Genomic DNA, 18,049 nt, shown 5'->3' on the forward strand with positions numbered 1-18,049 from the left:
ACCAAAAATGCGGTTTATTTAAAAGGGATGCTACGGACTACTCGACGCCCTGTGTAGCGGACTCGTCCCACTTCAGATGCTCCGCGGCAGCACGACCCGCCTCGAGACGCGCCACCGGTACCCGGAACGGCGAACAGGACACGTAATCCAGTCCGACCTGGTGGAAGAAGTGAATCGAAATCGGATCGCCGCCGTGCTCACCACAGATACCCATCGGCAGATTCGGCTTGGTGGAACGTCCGCGCTTCACGCCTTCGGCGACAACGCGGCCCACCCCGTGGGTATCGATGGATTCGAACGGGGAGACCCCGAAGATTCCGGCTTCCACGTACTGCGGGAAGAACACGCCTTCCACGTCGTCACGGCTGAATCCCCAAGTGGTTTGGGTCAGGTCGTTGGTACCAAAGCTAAAGAACTCGGCTTCCTTGGCGATGGTGTCAGCGGTCATGGCGGCGCGCGGCAGCTCAATCATGCAACCCACCGGAACATCAAAGGTAACGCCGTATTCGCCCTGAACCTGGGCAATGATTTCTTCGGCTTCATCGCGCACCAGCTGGAGCTCACGAATGGAACCAATCAGCGGAACCATAATCTCAGGATGCGGATTCAAGCCGTCTTTCTTTAGCTCACAAGCCGCCGAAACCAGCGCCTTCATCTGCATCTTAAACAAGCCCGGCAGGTAAATACCCAAGCGGACGCCGCGCAGACCCAGCATCGGGTTTTCCTCATGCATCCGGCGCACGGCCTCCAACATATGTTGGTCTTCCTCCGAGAGCGCCCCGCCCTGAGCTTTCGCCACCGCGTTCTTAATTTCCAGAGTCGTCAAGTCCGGCAGGAACTCGTGCAGCGGCGGGTCAATGAGACGAACGGTCATATGCTTGCCGTCCATAATCTTAAGCATTTCCTTAAAGTCGCCCTTTTGGAGCGGCTCCAAGGCGTCCAGGGCACGTTGACGTTCCTCGGACCCTTCTGGGGAGAGAATGAGTTTCTCTACCAGGGGACGACGATCGCCGAGGAACATATGTTCGGTACGGCACAAGCCGATGCCTTCCGCACCAAAGTCCAAAGCCCGCTGGGTGTCCGCCGGGGTGTCGGCGTTAGTGCGCACCACCAGGCGGCGAACTTCATCAGCGTGGGTCATCAAGCGGTCGACTGCCTTAATCAAGTCTTTCTCATCTTCGGTGGCCGAAGCATCCAAACCGGCCTGCAGACCGTGAGAAAGGTAAGTGGTGACAGGCGAATCCTGCACCGGAACAGCACCGAGGAACACCTCGCCGGTACCGCCGTCAATGGAGATTTCATCCCCCTCGTGCAGGACAGTGTCCCCTACGGTAGCAGTCTTGGCGGCTTGGTCAACCACGATGGTTTCCGCCCCGACCACACAGGTCTTGCCCATACCGCGAGCCACCACAGCGGCGTGGGAAGTCTTGCCGCCGCGGCTGGTCAAAACGCCCGCAGCCGCAACCATGCCCCGCAGGTCGTCGGGGTTCGTCTCGCGACGCACCAGGATACACGGCACTCCCGCATCAGCGGAGGCCTCGGCAGCATCGTTATCAAACACAATCTTGCCCACTGCGGCGCCGGGAGACGCCGCCATGCCCTTGGTGAACACCTCCGGCTTACCGGACATGTCAAACATCGGGAACATCAAGTTTTGCAGCTGTTCACCGGTGACCCTCAGCAGGGCTTCATCGGTGGTAATCAAGCCTTCGTCAACCAGCTGCGTGGCGATTCGGAAAGCCGCGGCCGGGGTACGTTTGCCCACACGCACCTGCAGCATCCACAACTTGCCGCGTTCGATGGTGAACTCGATATCGCACATATCTTCGTAGTGGGTTTCGAGCTTCCGCATGATACCCAACAGTTCGTCATAGGACTTTTTGTCGTGTCCCTCCAGGTCTTTCAGGGTTTCGGTGTTTCGAATACCGGCCACCACGTCTTCGCCTTGAGCGTTCATGAGGATGTCGCCATACACCCCTGGACGGCCCGAGGAGGGGTCACGGGTGAAGCACACCCCGGTGCCGGAGTCCTCGCCCATGTTGCCGAACACCATGGTCACAATGTTGACTGCGGTGCCCAAGTCGTGGGGGATCCGCTCGCGGCGACGGTAGATACGGGCCCGTTCAGAGTTCCAGGAACGGAACACGGCTTCAATCGCCATGTCCATCTGCGTGCGCGGATCCTGCGGGAACGGCTTGCCGGTTTGCTCCTCAACGATTTCTTTGAACTGCGCGGTGAGTTCTTTCAGGTCACTGGCATTCAAGTCGGTGTCTGCCTTAGCTCCGCGGTTCTTTTTCATGTTTTCCAGCGCGTCAGAGAACAGGTCTCCATCAATGTCCTGTACGGTCTTGCCGAACATTTGAATCAAGCGACGGTAAGAGTCCCAAGCGAAACGGTCGCTACCGGCAATCTTTGCCAAGCCTTCCACGGATTTGTCGTTCAGACCGACGTTCAAAACGGTTTCCATCATGCCGGGCATAGAGAACTTTGCGCCGGAACGCACCGATACCAACAGCGGATACTCCGGCGCCCCCAACTCACGGCCAACGGTTTCTTCCACCTCACGCAAAGCCTTGGTGACCTGCACGGTAGTTTCCTCCGGGACTTTGCCTTCCTTCAGGTAAGCCCGGCAGGCATCGGTAGTAATCGTAAATCCCGGGGGTACCGGCAACCCGAGGTTGCTCATCTCCGCCAGGTTTGCACCCTTGCCACCCAACAGGTCCTTTTGATCCTTGTTGCCTTCTGCAAAACGGTAAACGAATTTGGGCATGTGTTAAGCCTCCAACTTTTTCGAAACAATCTGCGCACTACGCGCCAAAACTATCCTAGCAATATTTCCTTCCTCACTCACACCGCCCTATTTGCGTCCCCTCACAGGTCTAGCCGCGTTCCAAGCCCGGGTACGATTACGTCCTCACCGGTTGAATCATCCCCCTAGCCGTGCTGTGAAACGGGGATGCGGGAAAACACAGCAGGTTCCCCTCCCGAAAACGGTAGAGGAACCTGCTGAATGAAAGGAACAGATATAAAAGGTTTTGTATGAGGCCTATTCCGCCACTGCCGAGACGGTCCAGACCCGCCCTTGGGCGTCGGTCAACAGATAGACCGGCATGTCCAGGATGGAACCGTCCTTTTGCTTGACTGGCTGGCTAATCAGCCGGGCACTGACCAAGTCGATGCGACCGTCAATCGTAGCTGGCAGCCCCTGCTGGTTGCGCACATCCAAAGGACCATACTTCGGGTCATTGAGGCGCTGAACAGCCTGAGCCTCAGAGATGACCTTGTACTCGCCAATCTTTGTTTCTTTACCCAGATTGGCGCGAATCGAAGCCACCCCGGATTCTGAAACGACAGCCTTCCAGTTTTGTGCCTGCGACTGACCGGGCATCTTAACCGGGACGCTCACCGTGGTCAGACCGTCTTTCTGAGTGGTTCCCGCCGCACTGCTCATCACGGTGGCTCCCAAGGAAGCCGCTACTTTCTCAACTTGGGCGATAGCTTTCTCAGAAGAGGGGGCGTTTCCTGCCACTTTCATTACACAAGGAGTCGGGCCGGGCGAGGGATTCTTGGTCGCCTGCGGATCGACAGATTCTGCCGGCGAAGATCCGGAAGAATCCGTGGTTTGGGTCACTATCACCAGCACTTGCAGCTGACCAATCTCTACCACTGCGCCAGGCAAGTTGGTGGTGTCAGCGGTGTCGACGTTGCGTGTAGCTCCTTTTGTATTGGAAGGGCTCGGTTCTGGACTGTCCGGGCGCACCGCCGGGGGAACAGTCTCGGTCGGGGTCTCCGTTGGAGTTGGGGTCCACTTCGGAGTCGGCGTAGAGGTCGGCTCAGTCGGGTCACTAGGTTCCGACGGCGTGGTACTGGGAGTGGTCGGGGTATTCGGAGCCGGAGTTTTGCCGGAGTCGGGAGTAGAGTTCCCGGTCGGATTCTGGGTCGCGTCGGGATTGGGCAACTCCACCGTGCCATCTCCGGGTTTCACCGGTACACATTCCATCCGCACCGCGGAGGGGTTATCAAAACTCAAAGAGGTCAGCTGCCCCACAGTGACCGTCAAAGTCGCCCCTTTAGTGTCAGTGACGGTAAAGCCGGAGCTGTTCCTTTTAACGGAACCTCGCATACTCAATGAATTCGCGACCTTCTGAACTTGATCAGCGGAAACGCTGGCTCCCTTACCCACCCGTGAAATCGGGGCTTTGGTGGGAACAGTGGAAAAATTGCCCGCCGCTACAAACTCAACATCGCCGACCTTTTCCAAGCGCTGACTAGCTCCGGGCACCATAATCTCAGAACCCGCGGCGGTAATAATCGGCCCATCCGTAATCACGACACCGTCGTCCTGATTGGGCACTTCACCCGGTTCGCCGGGGGAAAGCACGCTCCACCCAGTGAAACCAACCACCGTCGCAGCCGCGGCCGCGCTCAAACCAACCAGCCAGTTGCGCCGCACTGCCAGCGTGTGACGACGCATCGCCAAAGACACGACTTCCGCCACCGGGGCTTGGGTATCCGCGGTTTCCACCGCAACCACGTGTGCAGGCGGTTGGACTGCAAACGTCAACCCTTCGGATTCCATCTGAGCAGCGACCTTAGCGCGCAAAGAATCCAAATCTACGGGCAGATTTTGGGCAGGGTCGAGTGAGCGCAGAGCTTCCAGCCCGCTCATCTCGTTTTTGTGGTTTTCCACTTCCCTGTCCTTCTTTTTGAGCGATAATCGTTGTGATCACCGCGCTTCGTCGTTCTTATTTATTAAAACTTGGCTGGTCGAAACCGTCCTCAGGCCCGGCGCAGTTTCGACCTTGCAACCTATACATGTAACCGGCCTGGCGTTTCTTACACTTTCCTAAGAAGTATTTTTTTCAATCGCTTCCTCCAGCCGTTTCCGTGCTCGCGATAACGCCGCATCCGCTGCCGAACGACTCACTCCCAAGTACTGTGCCAAAGCATTGCCGCTCAAACCTTCCCAAGCAACCGCCAAGATAATCTCGCGATCGCGCTCACTGAGGCTCAGCAGAGCCGCTCGCATCCCATGGTCCTCCACGACGAGTTGAGCCGGATCGGAAAAATCGGTGGAGTCCAGGTTTTCCTGGTTATCTCCCATGGGCAGGGATTTCTTTTTGCGATACCAATTAGCCAAAGTCAGGCCCGCGGTTTTGTACAGCCAGGGCAGTTCAGCGCCATCGGGAACCTCGGTTTTTTTCTTCCACATCACGGTGAAAACTTCCGCGGCTAAGTCCTCGGCATCACTATAGGCCCCGCGTCGATAAAGGAACCGCACTATAGCCGTGCTGTGTTCAGCAAATACCCGCTCAAACCACTGTTCATCGTGGATAGCGGTGGACATAGGTTCGGCCTCTCCCTTGACGCTGTGCAACGAAATAGTTAACTCATACGAATATACCCCGTAACGCGCTCAACCATGAACCCATCACTGATTCGAATCTAAAAGAACCAGACCCGAAGTTGGGGTTAAACGCCTCGCGGGCCCGCCGAGGCGGACCCGCGAGTTGGTTTCGAAAGAGTCTAGGAAGCAGGTTCCTTTTCCGGGGATTCTTCCGCTTCCTTGGCAGCCAGTTCAGCTTCCCGAATCGTTGCCGCGGTCACGTCTTCGAGCTTGCGGCGCTGTTGCGCCCGCCCTTCAGGCAGACCGTCCTCGCCGGTAAACTTAAACTCGGCATCGTCAGTGAACTCCCAATCCGTCCCGTTGACCTTGTCCGCAGATTCGTGCTTGATGAACTTCGGCTCGACGTCAACCGTGACGGTCTGACCTTCGCGCAGTTCAGAGAACAAAATCTTTTCAGACAGGACATCTTCGATTTCGCGCTGTACCGCCCGACGCAACGGACGAGCCCCCAACGTCTTGTCGAAGCCCTTGTGCGCCAGCAGAGCTCGCGCTGCGGGAGTCAGCTGTAAAGCCATGCCCTGATCCAGCATCCGGTCGTCGAGCTTGGCGACCATCAAATCAACAATCTGGAGGATTTCGCCCTTCTCAAGCTGCGGGAACACTACGATTTCATCCACACGGTTGAGGAACTCGGGCCGGAAGTGCTGTTTCAGCTCTTCCTGAACCTTGCCCTTCATCCGCTGATAGTCCGTGGACAGCTCGCCGCTGGCCTGGAAACCGGTCAGCACACCCTTATTGATTTCACGAGTGCCGAGGTTTGTGGTCATAATGATGATGGTGTTCTTAAAGTCGACCAGGCGACCTTGCGAATCGGTGAGGTGACCCTCTTCCAACACCTGCAGCAAGCTGTTAAAGATGTCCGGGTGAGCCTTTTCCACTTCGTCGAACAGCACTACGCTGAAGGGCTTGCGGCGCACCTTTTCGGTGAGCTGACCGCCCTCGTCGTAGCCGACGTAGCCCGGAGGCGAACCGAACAACCGAGAGGCCGTATGCTTCTCCGAGAACTCTGACATATCCAGCTGGACCAGGGCGTTCTCGTCTCCAAAGAGGAACTCCGCCAGTGCCTTGGCGAGCTCGGTTTTGCCCACCCCGGTCGGGCCGGCGAACACAAACGAGCCGCCGGGACGCTTCGGGTCTTTCAAACCAGCACGAGTGCGGCGAATGGACTGAGACACCGCTTTGACCGCTTCGTCCTGGCCAATGATGCGCTTGTGCAGTTCGTCTTCCATCCGCAGCAGCTTCGAGGATTCTGCCTGAGTGAGCTTGAACACCGGAATGCCGGTGGCCATCGCCAAAACCTCGGCGATTTGTTCCTCGTCAACTACCGACTCGGAGGTGTCTTCGCCTTGGCGCCACTGGGATTCCTTCGCCGCGCGTTCTTCGGTCAGATTCTTTTCTTCGTCACGCAGCTGCGCAGCCTTTTCGAAGTCCTGGGCGTCAATGGCGGCCTCTTTCGCTTGGCGCGCCTTGGCGATTTTTTCGTCAACTTCCTTCAGCTCCGGGGGCGCCGTCATCCGCTTGATACGTAAACGCGCCCCAGCCTCGTCAACCAGGTCAATCGCCTTATCCGGCAAGAATCTGTCTGACACGTAGCGGTCAGCGAGCTGCGCCGCGGAAGCGAGGGCCGCGTCAGTAATCATGACCCGGTGATGGGACTCATAGCGGTCCCGCAGCCCCTTGAGAATGGCAACGGTCTCTTCCACACTGGGTTCTTCGACCTTTACTGGCTGGAAACGGCGTTCCAGAGCGGAATCTTTCTCAATGTACTTGCGGTATTCGTCAATGGTGGTGGCGCCGATAGTCTGCAACTCACCGCGCGCCAGCATCGGTTTCAAAATCGAGGCAGCGTCGATCGCGCCTTCCGCCGCACCCGCGCCAACCAGGGTATGAATCTCATCGATGAACAAGATGATGTCCCCGCGAGTGCGGATTTCCTTCAGCACCTTCTTGAGACGCTCTTCGAAGTCGCCGCGGTAGCGCGAACCCGCCACCAACGAACCCATATCCAGGGAATAAATCTGTTTATCTTTCAAGGTTTCCGGTACGTCGCCGCGGACAATGCCCTGGGCCAGGCCTTCCACCACGGCGGTTTTGCCCACGCCGGGTTCGCCGACCAAGACCGGATTGTTCTTGGTGCGCCGGGACAGGATTTGCATGACACGTTCCATTTCCTTGGTGCGCCCGATGACCGGGTCAAGTTTGGACTCGCGTGCTGCCTGGGTGAGGTTGCGTCCGAACTGGTCCAAAATCGCCGAGTTACCCCCAGCGTTGGGGTTATCCGCCCGTCCGCCACCGACGCCCACAGTATCGCGACCGCTCTGTTGAGTCTGGCCGCCTTGGTAACCGGAGAGCAGTTCGATTACAGTCTGGCGCACATTGTTCAGGTCAGCACCGAGTTTGATGAGGACTTGGGCGGCGACCCCGTCGCCTTCCCGCAGCAGCCCCAGCAGGATATGTTCGGTACCGATGTAGTTGTGTCCCAGCTGCAGAGCCTCGCGCATAGAAAACTCCAGCACCTTGCGGGCGCGCGGAGTAAAGGGGATATGGCCGGTGGTGGGCTGCTCGCCCTCACCGATAATCTCAATGACCTGAGCGCGCACGGCCTCCAGCGAGATACCCATCGTTTCCAAAGCCCGCGCCGCGATACCGTCACCCTCGTGGATTAGACCCAGCAGCAGGTGCTCGGTACCGATGTAGTTTTGGTTCAGTCGGCGGGCCTCGTCTTGGGCTAACACCACCACCCGGCGGGCTCGGTCGGTAAATCTTTCAAACATACGCACTCCCTTTTATACTCGCTACCAATTTATGCCCCCGCGCCGCGAAAACGCGACCGTGTTCACTACCGGCTAATTCACACTTCCAACAGAATCGTGAAAGGCCCGTCATTGGTGAAACTGACTTTCATGTCCGCTCCGAAAATTCCCTGTTCTACCCGCATACCCTGGTCCTGTAGTGCCGCCCCCACCGCGTCAACCAGCGGTTGGGCCACCTCTCCCGGTGCCGCCGCCACCCACGAGGGTCGATTGCCCTTGTGAGCGTCTCCGTAGAGCGTGAACTGGCTGATTAGCAGCACCGGCAGACCCAGCTGGATCGCGGACACTTCCGCGCCACGCGCTTGGGAAAGTTTCTCAGACCCACCAGCCGGATCGTAAGCACCGGGAGCGTCAAAAATGCGCAGATTCGCAATCTTGCGCGCCATTTTTTCGACCTGTGCCGTGCCATCGGTATGCGTGACCCCCAACAGCACCACCAGCCCGGGACCCGTAAATTCGCCGGTAACATCCCCGTTAACCATGCACTTTGCGCCCGTGACACGCTGAATCACTGCCCGCATTGATTTTCCCTTTCCTGTTCTGTGCCGTTTTGTCCGGTCTGTCCCGAGTTCACCAGGGCGTGGGGGGGCGTTGGCCGGTTCCTCGCGAGTTCTTGCCCCGCCGGCGCCACGAAGCCACGGCGGGACGCACATCGGCCAGGTAAACGGCCGGAATGATTAGCGCCATCAGGACCCCGAACAAGCCGACGAAAGCGTTAGGCGTCAGCCCCAGGAAGGAAATCACCAGCGCCAGCAGGTTCAACAAAGCCCAAAAGTTGCGAGTTCGTTTGCCTTCCGCCGGAAAAGCTTGGGCTGGGGTGGTCAGGGCGTGTATCAAGGCATACAGGCTCATTCCCACCACGACCAGGACCAATCCCAGCACCAGCACCGTTTGCACCGAGTTTATGGTCGCGAAAATTGTCGACATTCTATTGTTTCCTCGCTTTCAATCCCAGTAAACCGCCCAGTTGGCTGTCGTCCAGGCGGCGCGGGTTTTCCCCGCTCGGATCCACGATGACGCTTTGGGCGGCGCGCATCCCCTCCACCAGCAACATTTCCGCGGGGTCAACCTGGCGTTTGACCAAGCCCAGACCGATTTGACCGTCCGTAGGGTGGTACGCCGCCGAGGTCAGCACCCCAACTTCGGAGCCGTCAGACTCCAATGTGAGGGGGGAACCTATGGGCGGCAGCTCCTCACGTGACCCATCTAAATCCAAGAATGTGAGTCGGCGCGGAGGACGACCCCGGTTGGTCAGTTTCGCCACGGTTTCTTGACCGGGATAGCAGCCTTTTTGCAAACTGACGGCGACGCGCAGCCAGTCCAACTCATGAGGGAGGGTCCCCGGCTTGCCCTCGCGGCCCAAACGGGGGCGCCACAGGGAAATTCTCACGGCTTCCCAAGCACCCCAGTCTGCTTCCACCAGCGCGCTCGCTGTTGCTTTTGCCTCTAGCGTCGGGAGGTCTAAACGTGAAACCACCGCCAGTTCGCGGTGCGAGGCGGCGGGGTCGTCTCCCGGATGTCTTACGCCCGCAGCGGTAAAGACAGTCGTGTTTCCCACCGGACCGGGCCACGGATCAACCCAAGTCACGCGACTGTGTTCGCTCCAGAACCGGGCTGCTCGAGAATCCTCGTCCCCGGTTTTCAGATAGCCCAAGACCGCAAAGTCCGCGCTCACATCGACAATCTCAACGCGGGAACGAAACCGCATCGAGCGGAAAAACTCAGTGGCGCCCCCCGGCTCTTCAGTCAAAATCCACACGGCACTACCATCATCGACGGCGAAAAAGCTCAACTCAATGTGTCCGGTGGGGTCGAGAATGAGGGCTTCACGCGGCGCCGCAGGCTCCCAGTTGGAAAAGTCCTGGGTGCTGACAGAGTTCAGCCAAGCCCAGCGATCCGACCCGGAAACTTTCAACACTCCCAAGGGAATCTTGGCGTAGCCACTGCCTTCGAGCAGTTCGAGGCCATGATTCCAGCCCGCATCTAAGGCCGCTCCCGGCCAGGTCCGTTCGATACTCGGGTACGTCACCTGCATTTTTACCCCCTATTCACCGCTTTGGACGCAAACGTGAGAAACATCCCTCAAGCAAGTGTAGGGCCCTCCCCTACTAAAAGCCGCGCCAGAATATAGAGCGGGACAGACGCAGCCAAAACCGGAATGAAAGCCTGACTCACCGCGGCCGAAACTGTTGACGGAGCCAGGTCACCGCTGAAAAGTACGGTCAGTGACGAGAACGCGATTCCATACACCACTCCCAACAGCAGCCCGGAAACCAGAGCCACGGTCAAGCTGGGGAGGTGTCCTCCCGCGAAGAGCACCATCTGATCCCGCGCGGTTCCTTCCATCACGAGGATGGCTGCCCCGGCTGCCAAACCGAAAATTACCGAGAACAGAATTCCCGCGAAAACTCTCCATTTCAGCTGCCAGTTGGCGCTCATCGCCATGCCGATACACCCTCCGATGAGGGTAACTGCCCCGGGCACCAACAGGAAATACCACAGCGCTTCCGACTCCAGCATGACCCAAGCCCCGGCGGTGGAGACGATAAGAATTCCGGCCGCGTTACCCGCTGCTGAGTTCAGCAAATCCTGCCGGGGGCGACGTACCATTTCCGCGATGAAAGCCCCAATGACTCCCAAGCCCACGACTTCAGCCACTATCGAGAAATCTTCAAAGATTCTCCCCGTCAGCAAAGCCAACACCCCGAAGATGGTCAACAGGATGAAAGATGCCCGCGGGGCAGGAAGATGCGCCAGGTGCGCCCAGCCAAAAGCGAAACACACTACCGCGATGGCCGCAGCTACGGTCAGGAAATCCGAAGGAAGCACAAAAATCAGGGACATCCCCAGAGCAGCCAGGGCGGTAATAATCTCGGGGTGGGCACAGATAACTCGCCCCATCAGGGACTCGGGAACTTTCGGTAGCTTTTCAATCTTTTCGGCCTGGTGTTCCTCCCGCCGCACGCGGCGCGTAATTTTTACCGTATCGGTCAGCGAAGGGTCCGGTATTTCCGCGTTGGGCTGGGAAGTCATGTTCCGATTCTCTCATAAGTTCGGCAGTTCTCAGGAACAGCCCATTTCACCGGTTCCGAGAGGGTTAAACTTTGAAGGCTCCGACGTGCGGAGCCTTCAACGACACCGAAACCGTAAAGCGCCTGTCGGCGCGAAGGCCGCTCGTAGCGGCAGTATATGGAGCCCGGGGCTTCTACGGACATCGATGTCTTATATTTAAGTTACCACACCAGCAAGACGTTGTCTCGAGATTTTACTTAATTTACTTTTTAACTCCCCTTTAACCTGACAAAGTTCCTGGCACCACCGTTTACGACCCTGACTTTACCCAGGAATTTACACCGTTTTTACAATGTTGGTTCCAAACGGATAGAGTAAACAGAGGTAACCAGGAAGGCCCCGCCGGGACTATCGAAACCGTCTATCCGGGTCGCCAGGTTTGCCGAATCCATCACAAAGAAGGGTGAAAAATGGGCCTGTTCCATCGCGCCAAAGACGAGGGATTTTTCGAGCAGCTCACCGAAATTGCCGGTAACCTGATTGAAGGTGCCTATATCTTGGCAAAGCTGATGGCGCTCCCGCCCGAACAGCGCGACGCCGAGCGCAACGACTTACACGCGGTAGAGAATTCCTCCGATGATTTGACCCACGCGTTCATGAACAAAATTAACCAGACTTTCGTCACCCCCCTGGATCGCGACGACCTCAGCGAACTGGCTTACCGGCTCGATGACTGCATGGATTTGATTGACGAAGCCGGGAACCTCATCGTGGTCTATCAGCTCCAGGAGCTCCCCGAATGCTTGCACAAACAGGCGGCTATCCTCCAAAAGTGCGCCGCGGTTACAGCCAAAGCCATGCCTCGGCTGAAAACTTTGGACGAGTTACGCGAATACTGGGTGGAAGTCAATCGCTTAGAGAATCAAGCCGACCAGATTTATATGCACTGTCTGTCTGACATTGTCAATAACAATCCTGACCCGATAGCAGTTATCAAACTGAAAGACATCACCGAAAGACTTGAGGATGCCTGCGATGCTTTCGAGCATCTGGCTGCTCTGGTCGAGGGTATTGCGATTAAGGAATCTTGAGGGTGCTCCCGCATGGACATTTCTCTGGTACTGGTTGTTTGTGTCGTTATCATCGCAGTTGTCTTTGATTTCACTAATGGTTTCCACGATGCTGCTAACGCCATTGCCACCGCTATTTCCACGCGGGCTTGGGCACCGCGCACCGCTTTAGCTATGGCTGCAGTCATGAACTTGGTGGGGTCACTGCTGGGAACTGAAGTGGCGAAAACCATCGGTTCTGGAATCATTGATATGTCAGGATACGCTACGGCGGTTTCCCACGCCGAAAGAGCCCACGGCCTGTTGATTATTCTTGGAGGCCTCATCGGGGCCATTTGCTGGAACGTTATTACCTGGTATTTCGGGCTGCCTTCCTCGTCCTCACACGCGCTGATTGGCGGCTTGGCGGGAGCGGGTTTGGCCGCGGGCGTCACGGTGAACTGGGCGACAATTACTTCTCACGTCCTGATTCCGATGGTGGTTTCCCCGCTCATCGGCTTCACTTTTGCTTACCTGCTGATGAGCCTGGTCATGGTGTCTATGAAGAACCTGGCTTACCGCCGGACCATGCGTAAATTCCGGGTTGGTCAAAAGTTTTCTTCCGCCGCACTAGCCTTGGGTCACGGTTTGCAGGATGCTCAAAAGACCATGGGGGTCATTTTCATTGCTCTGGTAGCTTCCGGTCACGTCGATTTGGACGACCCGATTCCTCTGTGGGTCAAGTTGGCGGCAGCTATGGCCATTGCGGCCGGCACCTTCGTAGGCGGGTTTCGCATCATGAAAACCTTGGGTTCGAGGGTGATTCATGTCGATCCGGCCAACGGTTTTGTTTCCGAAACGGTTGCCGCGGGGGTCCTGTACTTCACGGCTTTCATTTGGCACGCCCCGATTTCCACCACTCATACCGTAACCACCGCCATCATGGGAGTGGGCGCGACCCGCAGACTCTCCGCAGTGCGCTGGGGAACGGCCGGAAACATTGTGGTGGCTTGGGTTCTGACTCTTCCCGCCGCCGCCGCGGTAGCTGCCGCGGTCTACACCCTGTTGGAATTCTTGTTCCGGATTTAGACAGCGCCGCCCACCGACAACCGCACGAACCCGAAAAACCGGGCGGGCGGACTCGTGATTACCGAAAAATCACATTAATCCAGCGCGTACCCGACGGGGGGTTCAGCTTTCGCGCGCTCGGCGGCAATGAGTTTCGGGCTACCCTCAGCGTCTGAGATTACGTGAACGATCAAGGACTCCCCGGTTTCCAGAGGTATCAGGGTTTCTTCTAAGAAATCGTTTCCCAAAGCCCGAATCAGTGGAATCAGGACCGGGGCATGGGAACACAGGACGGTCGGACCTTCCGTGGGGGCTGCCTGGAGCTGTGCGCGCAACAGTTCCAACCCGCCATAAGGATTAGCGGCGAAGCCGTCTTCGCTCAACACATCGGGGTATTCACACCTAATCCCGCTGGCTTTCAAGTACGGGCGTATCGTTTGCTCGCAACGTTTCCACGGCGAACAGAACAGTCGGGAAATCCCGAAAGCGCTCAGGGTGGAGGCCAGCGCCACAGCCTGGCGCTTACCGCGTTTTTTCAAAGGACGCAGCGAATCATCGGTCTTCCACTTCAGACGATTCTTGGCTTTTCCGTGGCGCACCAACATAACGGGAGTCGAGTCTCCCCAACCCTGTCGCAGGCATTGCTCCGCTTGCGTCACCAGATTGCGGTCATATTCTTGGGTTAACAGTTCCTGCGCTTGGGCCTGGTTGACCCAACGAACCTCGTTTATCTCGTGTGGCGAGGCCGGTTCCACGTAGGGCCGAGCCAGTATCGCCGCACTGTGGCGCACCTGAGCCAACCAGTACGTGACTTGTTTATCGACACCCTCCACCGGGTAAGTCGTGAGGCCGAGCTGGGGCCCCAGGCATACTTGCACCCCGGTTTCTTCGGCAATTTCCCGCACTGCACAGGCCGGCAGCAGTTCGCCGGGTTCCAGTTTTCCCTTCGGCAGGGACCAGTCATCGTACTTTGGCCGGTGGACGACCAAAAATTCATAAGGGGCTTGGGTGGGTGCGCCCTCCAAGGCCGGACGCAGTTCCCCGCCTCGCCAAACCACCCCGCCGGCAGCCAGAACTTTACTCATTACCTTCCCTTTTCTGTGTACCCAACTCTGTAAACCTTACCAACCGAGCTTTTGCGCACCGTACCGAGGCGGCCGCGACCGGCTCGTTGCCTCACTCGAATGCCGTGGCACGCAGACCTCAATGCCGGGAGACGCCGCCGCGTCCCGACACTCGCGAGGAGGCACGGTTCATCAAAGTTTCCTGGATGTCCTCCAGACGCAGCCCGGCCTCATTCGTATTGACCCGCACCCACTGCTGGTCAGGCATCAACCGCCACGAAGCGGTAGTTTCTGCCATGCCGTGTTTGACCAGATCAACCAAATATTGAATCTGCTCCGGGTCCACGATTTTTACCAGCGCTTCAACGCGGCGATCCAAGTTACGGTGCATCAGGTCCGCGGAACCAATCCACACTTCTGGGTCTCCGTCATTCTTAAACGCATAGACCCGCGAGTGCTCCAAGAATCGTCCCAGGATAGAAACGACCCGAATGTTATCGCTCAGACCGGGGATGCCCGGCTTAATGGAACAAATGCCGCGGACCTGGACCATCACCGGAACCCCCGCTTGGGAAGCCCGATAGAGTGCATCCGTCAAACGCTCGTCCACAATCGAGTTGATTTTGAACAGGATTCCCGCTTTCTTGCCCGCTTTCTTGTTGGCAATTTCGCGGTTTATCCGCTCAATCAAGCCGTCACGAATAGAGCGAGGCGCGACCAGCAAACGGTGGAATGTCGAACGCGGCGCGTATCCGCTGAGCTGGTTGAACAGACGGGTCAGGTCCTGGGCGACCTCGCGATCATCGGTCAGCAGACCCAGGTCCTCGTAGCCGCGAGCGGTCTTGGGGTGGTAGTTACCGGTGCCCACGTGACAGTAGCGATGCATCCCGTCGGGTTCTTGACGTACCACCAGACACAGCTTGCAGTGCGTCTTGAGACCCACCAAGCCGTAAACCACGTGAACCCCGGCGCGTTCCATCTTGCGAGCCCAGCCGATGTTGGCTTCCTCATCGAAACGCGCCTTAATCTCGACGATGGCCACGACCTGTTTCCCGGCACGGGCCGCGTCAATCAGAGCCTGGACGATCGGGGAATCGCCCGAAGTTCGGTACAGGGTCTGTTTGATTGCCAAAACGTTCGGATCTTGAGCTGCCTGCACGATAAATTGCTGCACCGAGGTGGCGAAAGAATCATACGGAAGGTGTATCAGCACATCGTGGTCGCGAATGGAGCTGAAAATATCCGAGGTTTTCGATGATTCTTTCTCGGCCAGCCCGCTCGGCGTCACGGGAACATACGGAGGGTATTTGAGCTGGGGAATATCCAGGTCATGCAGGTCATTGAGACCGCGCAAGTCCAGCGGCGCAGGCAGCCGGAACACGTCGGAAGTCCCGATTTCAAGGTTTTCTTTTAAGAAATCCAGCAGGAGCGCCGGCATGGATTCCGCCACTTCCAGACGTACCGCCGGCCCGAAACGCCGCTTCGCGAGTTCGGATTCCATCGCGGTCAAAATATTTTCCGCGTCGTCCTCCTCGACTTCCAGATCTTCGTTACGGGTCACCCTGAACTCATGGGCTTCTTTGATTTCCATACCGGGGAACAAGTGGTCGAGGTGTGCGGAAATTATCTGTTCAATGGGGACAAAGTTGACCTTTTCCCCCGCCAAAATTACGTTCGAGGGGTCATTCTCGACCCCGTTTTCGGTCACCGCCACGAAACGCGGCAGGATAGGCGGCACCTTGATACGCGCAAAGTGTTCTTTGCCAGTGTTGGGGTTACGCACAATGATCGCCAGGTTCAGCGACAGTCCGGTGATGTAGGGGAAGGGGTGGGACGGGTCTACTGCCAGCGGCGACAGGATGGGAAACACCTGGTTGCGGAAGTACCGGTGCAGGATTTCGTGATGGGTTTCGTTCAGGCTATCCCAGTCGGTGATGACCAAACCGGCTTTATCCAGAGCCGGGCGAATCTCGTCTTGGAAATAACGGTAGACGTTGCCGGTCATCTCGTGTGAGCGACGGCTGATTTCGCCTTCCAGCTGACGCGGCGTCAACCCGGAAGCGGAAACCGTCGCAAACCCAGCGGCGATACGGCGCTTCAGACCCGCGACCCGCACCATATAGAACTCGTCCAAGTTGGAACAATAGATAGTCAGGAACCACGCCCGTTCCAACAGGTGCAGGCGCGGGTCTTGGGCCTGTTCAAAGACACGCTGGTTAAAGGCGAGCCAGGACAGTTCCCGGTCGGCGAAACGCCCTTTGGGTAGCTTCGGCAGTCCGTCCGGGGTCAGCCCGTCTTCTTTCTTTAGTGTCAGGGGCTTGTGGTCAGCTTTCTTTGAGGATTTGTTCTTTTTCACCTTCGAGCCCAAGCCATCCGCACGGGCAATCACTACCGGGTCCGGCAGATGCTCGGGCAGTTTTTCCTCCCGAGTCGTATCCGGTTCCGTGAAGTCCGCGTCATCGTATTCTTGGGAGCCACCGGGATCCAAATCTTTTTTCGGGAACATTTCCTCCGCGGTAGCACCCGCAAAGAGGGATTTCTTTTCTGCCCCGGGCAAGGGGGGAGGAGCCGGAACTCCTGTCTCATTGTTTTCCTGTGTATCTTGGTTTTCTTGGTTCTCAGACACCTTATGTCCCCTCAACTTTTTAGTTATTTTTGCTCACGTATTGCCTGGGTTTGCACAGTTGTCCGTCCCACCACTGGGTGCGGCGAGCGGCGCAGTCGTCAATCCAAGCGGCCTTCGCGATACATGGTCGCCGCATCTAGCAGCTCGTCGGCAGTAGCCAGCAATGCGTTGTCCCGCAGGGTCACCGCGTTGGCCAGCACGTCCTGAGGATTTTCCTTCATCCAAACCGACTCGCTGGCTGCCAACACCCGCAGCACAGCTTGAGACGTATCCAGAAAATCGGCGAAATTATCGTCGAAGCTTCCCCCTAAGATTTGTCCGAGCTGTTTTTTCCATTCGGGAAAATCCAAGGAATGAGCCCCTTCGATATCAAGATACTCAGAAAGTCGCGGCGAATTCAACCCCTGCTTAAAGCGCGTATTTACACCTTCCGGGTAACGTTTCACCCACTGGTCTATCAGCAGGAGCCGCCACAAAACACCCGGCAAAGTATTGACCGGGGAACGCGACCACAGCTCGGCCAGTTCGTCTACGCCGTTATCCTGCATATGTTTCAAGAGTCGTTCCTTGGTTTCCGGATCGGGGTCAGACCACTCCCCATTGGGGGATTTCACCAAAATCCGTGCCGAGGTGTGGGCTGATTCGCTGGACAGTGCCGGATCTTCCTCGCCTTCCAAGTATTCCAAGGTTTCTGGTTCGATGATGGCCGGGCGTCGCGGCTTCCTGGTTTCCATGGTTCCTCCCTGTTCGATTCACCTTAATTATCCTCGTTCACCCGGGATTTTGTGTGGACTTGGTAACACGGAAGGTATTTTCCCCACGAACAGTGCCTGACTGGTAATGACGGGACAAACAGGCATAGAGCTACAGAGCCCGCACCAGAAGCGCCTGTAAGGGCTAGGATTGCGTGACAATCCGTTGTGGGGTCTGATTTCAGGAGCGAACCAGCCGCTCAGCGTGGTGCCTCATGTCAATTTGAGCGCGAAAGTTAGGTTGTGCGTCATTTAGTT

The 18,049-nt window shown here is 57.3% G+C and carries 13 protein-coding genes; 2 read left to right on the plus strand and 11 right to left on the minus strand.

What is annotated here, in order from left to right:
- Positions 1-37: 37 nt before the first annotated feature.
- The 8 genes from ppdK to RQ935_RS03970 form a co-directional block, all read right to left on the minus strand.
- Positions 38-2,770 (minus strand): pyruvate, phosphate dikinase, encoded by a 2,733-nt coding sequence (ppdK, locus tag RQ935_RS03935; RefSeq protein ID WP_311497299.1) that lies wholly within the window; start codon positions 2,768-2,770, stop codon positions 38-40.
- 276 nt (positions 2,771-3,046) lie between these two features.
- Complete coding sequence (locus RQ935_RS03940) at positions 3,047-4,690, minus strand: hypothetical protein (protein WP_311497300.1); 1,644 nt, start codon at positions 4,688-4,690, stop codon at positions 3,047-3,049.
- 156 nt (positions 4,691-4,846) lie between these two features.
- Positions 4,847-5,347 carry a sigma-70 family RNA polymerase sigma factor gene (locus tag RQ935_RS03945; protein WP_311497301.1) on the minus strand — a complete coding sequence of 167 codons (501 nt, stop codon included), beginning with the start codon at positions 5,345-5,347 and terminating at the stop codon, positions 4,847-4,849.
- Between the two features lie 179 nt (positions 5,348-5,526).
- Positions 5,527-8,181 carry an ATP-dependent Clp protease ATP-binding subunit gene (locus RQ935_RS03950; RefSeq protein WP_311497302.1) on the minus strand — a complete coding sequence of 885 codons (2,655 nt, stop codon included), beginning with the start codon at positions 8,179-8,181 and terminating at the stop codon, positions 5,527-5,529.
- A 77-nt stretch (positions 8,182-8,258) separates the two neighbouring features.
- The gene (gene dtd / locus RQ935_RS03955; RefSeq protein ID WP_311497303.1) at positions 8,259-8,741 is read right to left on the minus strand and encodes a D-aminoacyl-tRNA deacylase; all 483 of its coding nucleotides are present in this window, start codon (positions 8,739-8,741) and stop codon (positions 8,259-8,261) included.
- Positions 8,742-8,790: 49 nt separating this feature from the next.
- The gene (locus RQ935_RS03960) at positions 8,791-9,147 is read right to left on the minus strand and encodes a DUF2516 family protein (RefSeq protein ID WP_311497304.1); all 357 of its coding nucleotides are present in this window, start codon (positions 9,145-9,147) and stop codon (positions 8,791-8,793) included.
- A gap of 1 nt (position 9,148) precedes the next feature.
- The gene (locus RQ935_RS03965; protein ID WP_311497305.1) at positions 9,149-10,255 is read right to left on the minus strand and encodes a folate-binding protein; all 1,107 of its coding nucleotides are present in this window, start codon (positions 10,253-10,255) and stop codon (positions 9,149-9,151) included.
- 47 nt (positions 10,256-10,302) lie between these two features.
- Complete coding sequence (locus RQ935_RS03970) at positions 10,303-11,253, minus strand: beta-carotene 15,15'-monooxygenase (RefSeq protein ID WP_311497306.1); 951 nt, start codon at positions 11,251-11,253, stop codon at positions 10,303-10,305.
- A gap of 449 nt (positions 11,254-11,702) precedes the next feature.
- Between RQ935_RS03970 and RQ935_RS03975 the strand changes: the two genes are divergently transcribed.
- Both RQ935_RS03975 and RQ935_RS03980 read left to right on the plus strand, forming a co-directional pair.
- Positions 11,703-12,323: a DUF47 family protein gene (locus tag RQ935_RS03975; protein WP_311497307.1), complete on the plus strand. Its 621-nt coding sequence runs from the start codon at positions 11,703-11,705 to the stop codon at positions 12,321-12,323.
- A 12-nt stretch (positions 12,324-12,335) separates the two neighbouring features.
- Positions 12,336-13,370: an inorganic phosphate transporter gene (locus tag RQ935_RS03980; protein ID WP_311497308.1), complete on the plus strand. Its 1,035-nt coding sequence runs from the start codon at positions 12,336-12,338 to the stop codon at positions 13,368-13,370.
- Positions 13,371-13,444: 74 nt separating this feature from the next.
- Here RQ935_RS03980 and RQ935_RS03985 read toward each other — a convergent pair whose 3' ends face one another.
- The 3 genes from RQ935_RS03985 to RQ935_RS03995 all read right to left on the minus strand — a co-directional run bounded on the left by RQ935_RS03985 (position 13,445) and on the right by RQ935_RS03995 (position 17,773).
- The gene (locus RQ935_RS03985) at positions 13,445-14,434 is read right to left on the minus strand and encodes an NUDIX domain-containing protein (RefSeq protein WP_311497309.1); all 990 of its coding nucleotides are present in this window, start codon (positions 14,432-14,434) and stop codon (positions 13,445-13,447) included.
- Positions 14,435-14,552: 118 nt separating this feature from the next.
- Complete coding sequence (locus tag RQ935_RS03990; protein WP_311497310.1) at positions 14,553-17,039, minus strand: RNA degradosome polyphosphate kinase; 2,487 nt, start codon at positions 17,037-17,039, stop codon at positions 14,553-14,555.
- Between the two features lie 98 nt (positions 17,040-17,137).
- Positions 17,138-17,773 carry a hypothetical protein gene (locus tag RQ935_RS03995; RefSeq protein ID WP_311497311.1) on the minus strand — a complete coding sequence of 212 codons (636 nt, stop codon included), beginning with the start codon at positions 17,771-17,773 and terminating at the stop codon, positions 17,138-17,140.
- Between the last annotated feature and the right edge of the window lie 276 nt (positions 17,774-18,049).

The organism is uncultured Mobiluncus sp. (assembly GCF_963511525.1).
Classification (GTDB): domain Bacteria; phylum Actinomycetota; class Actinomycetes; order Actinomycetales; family Actinomycetaceae; genus Mobiluncus.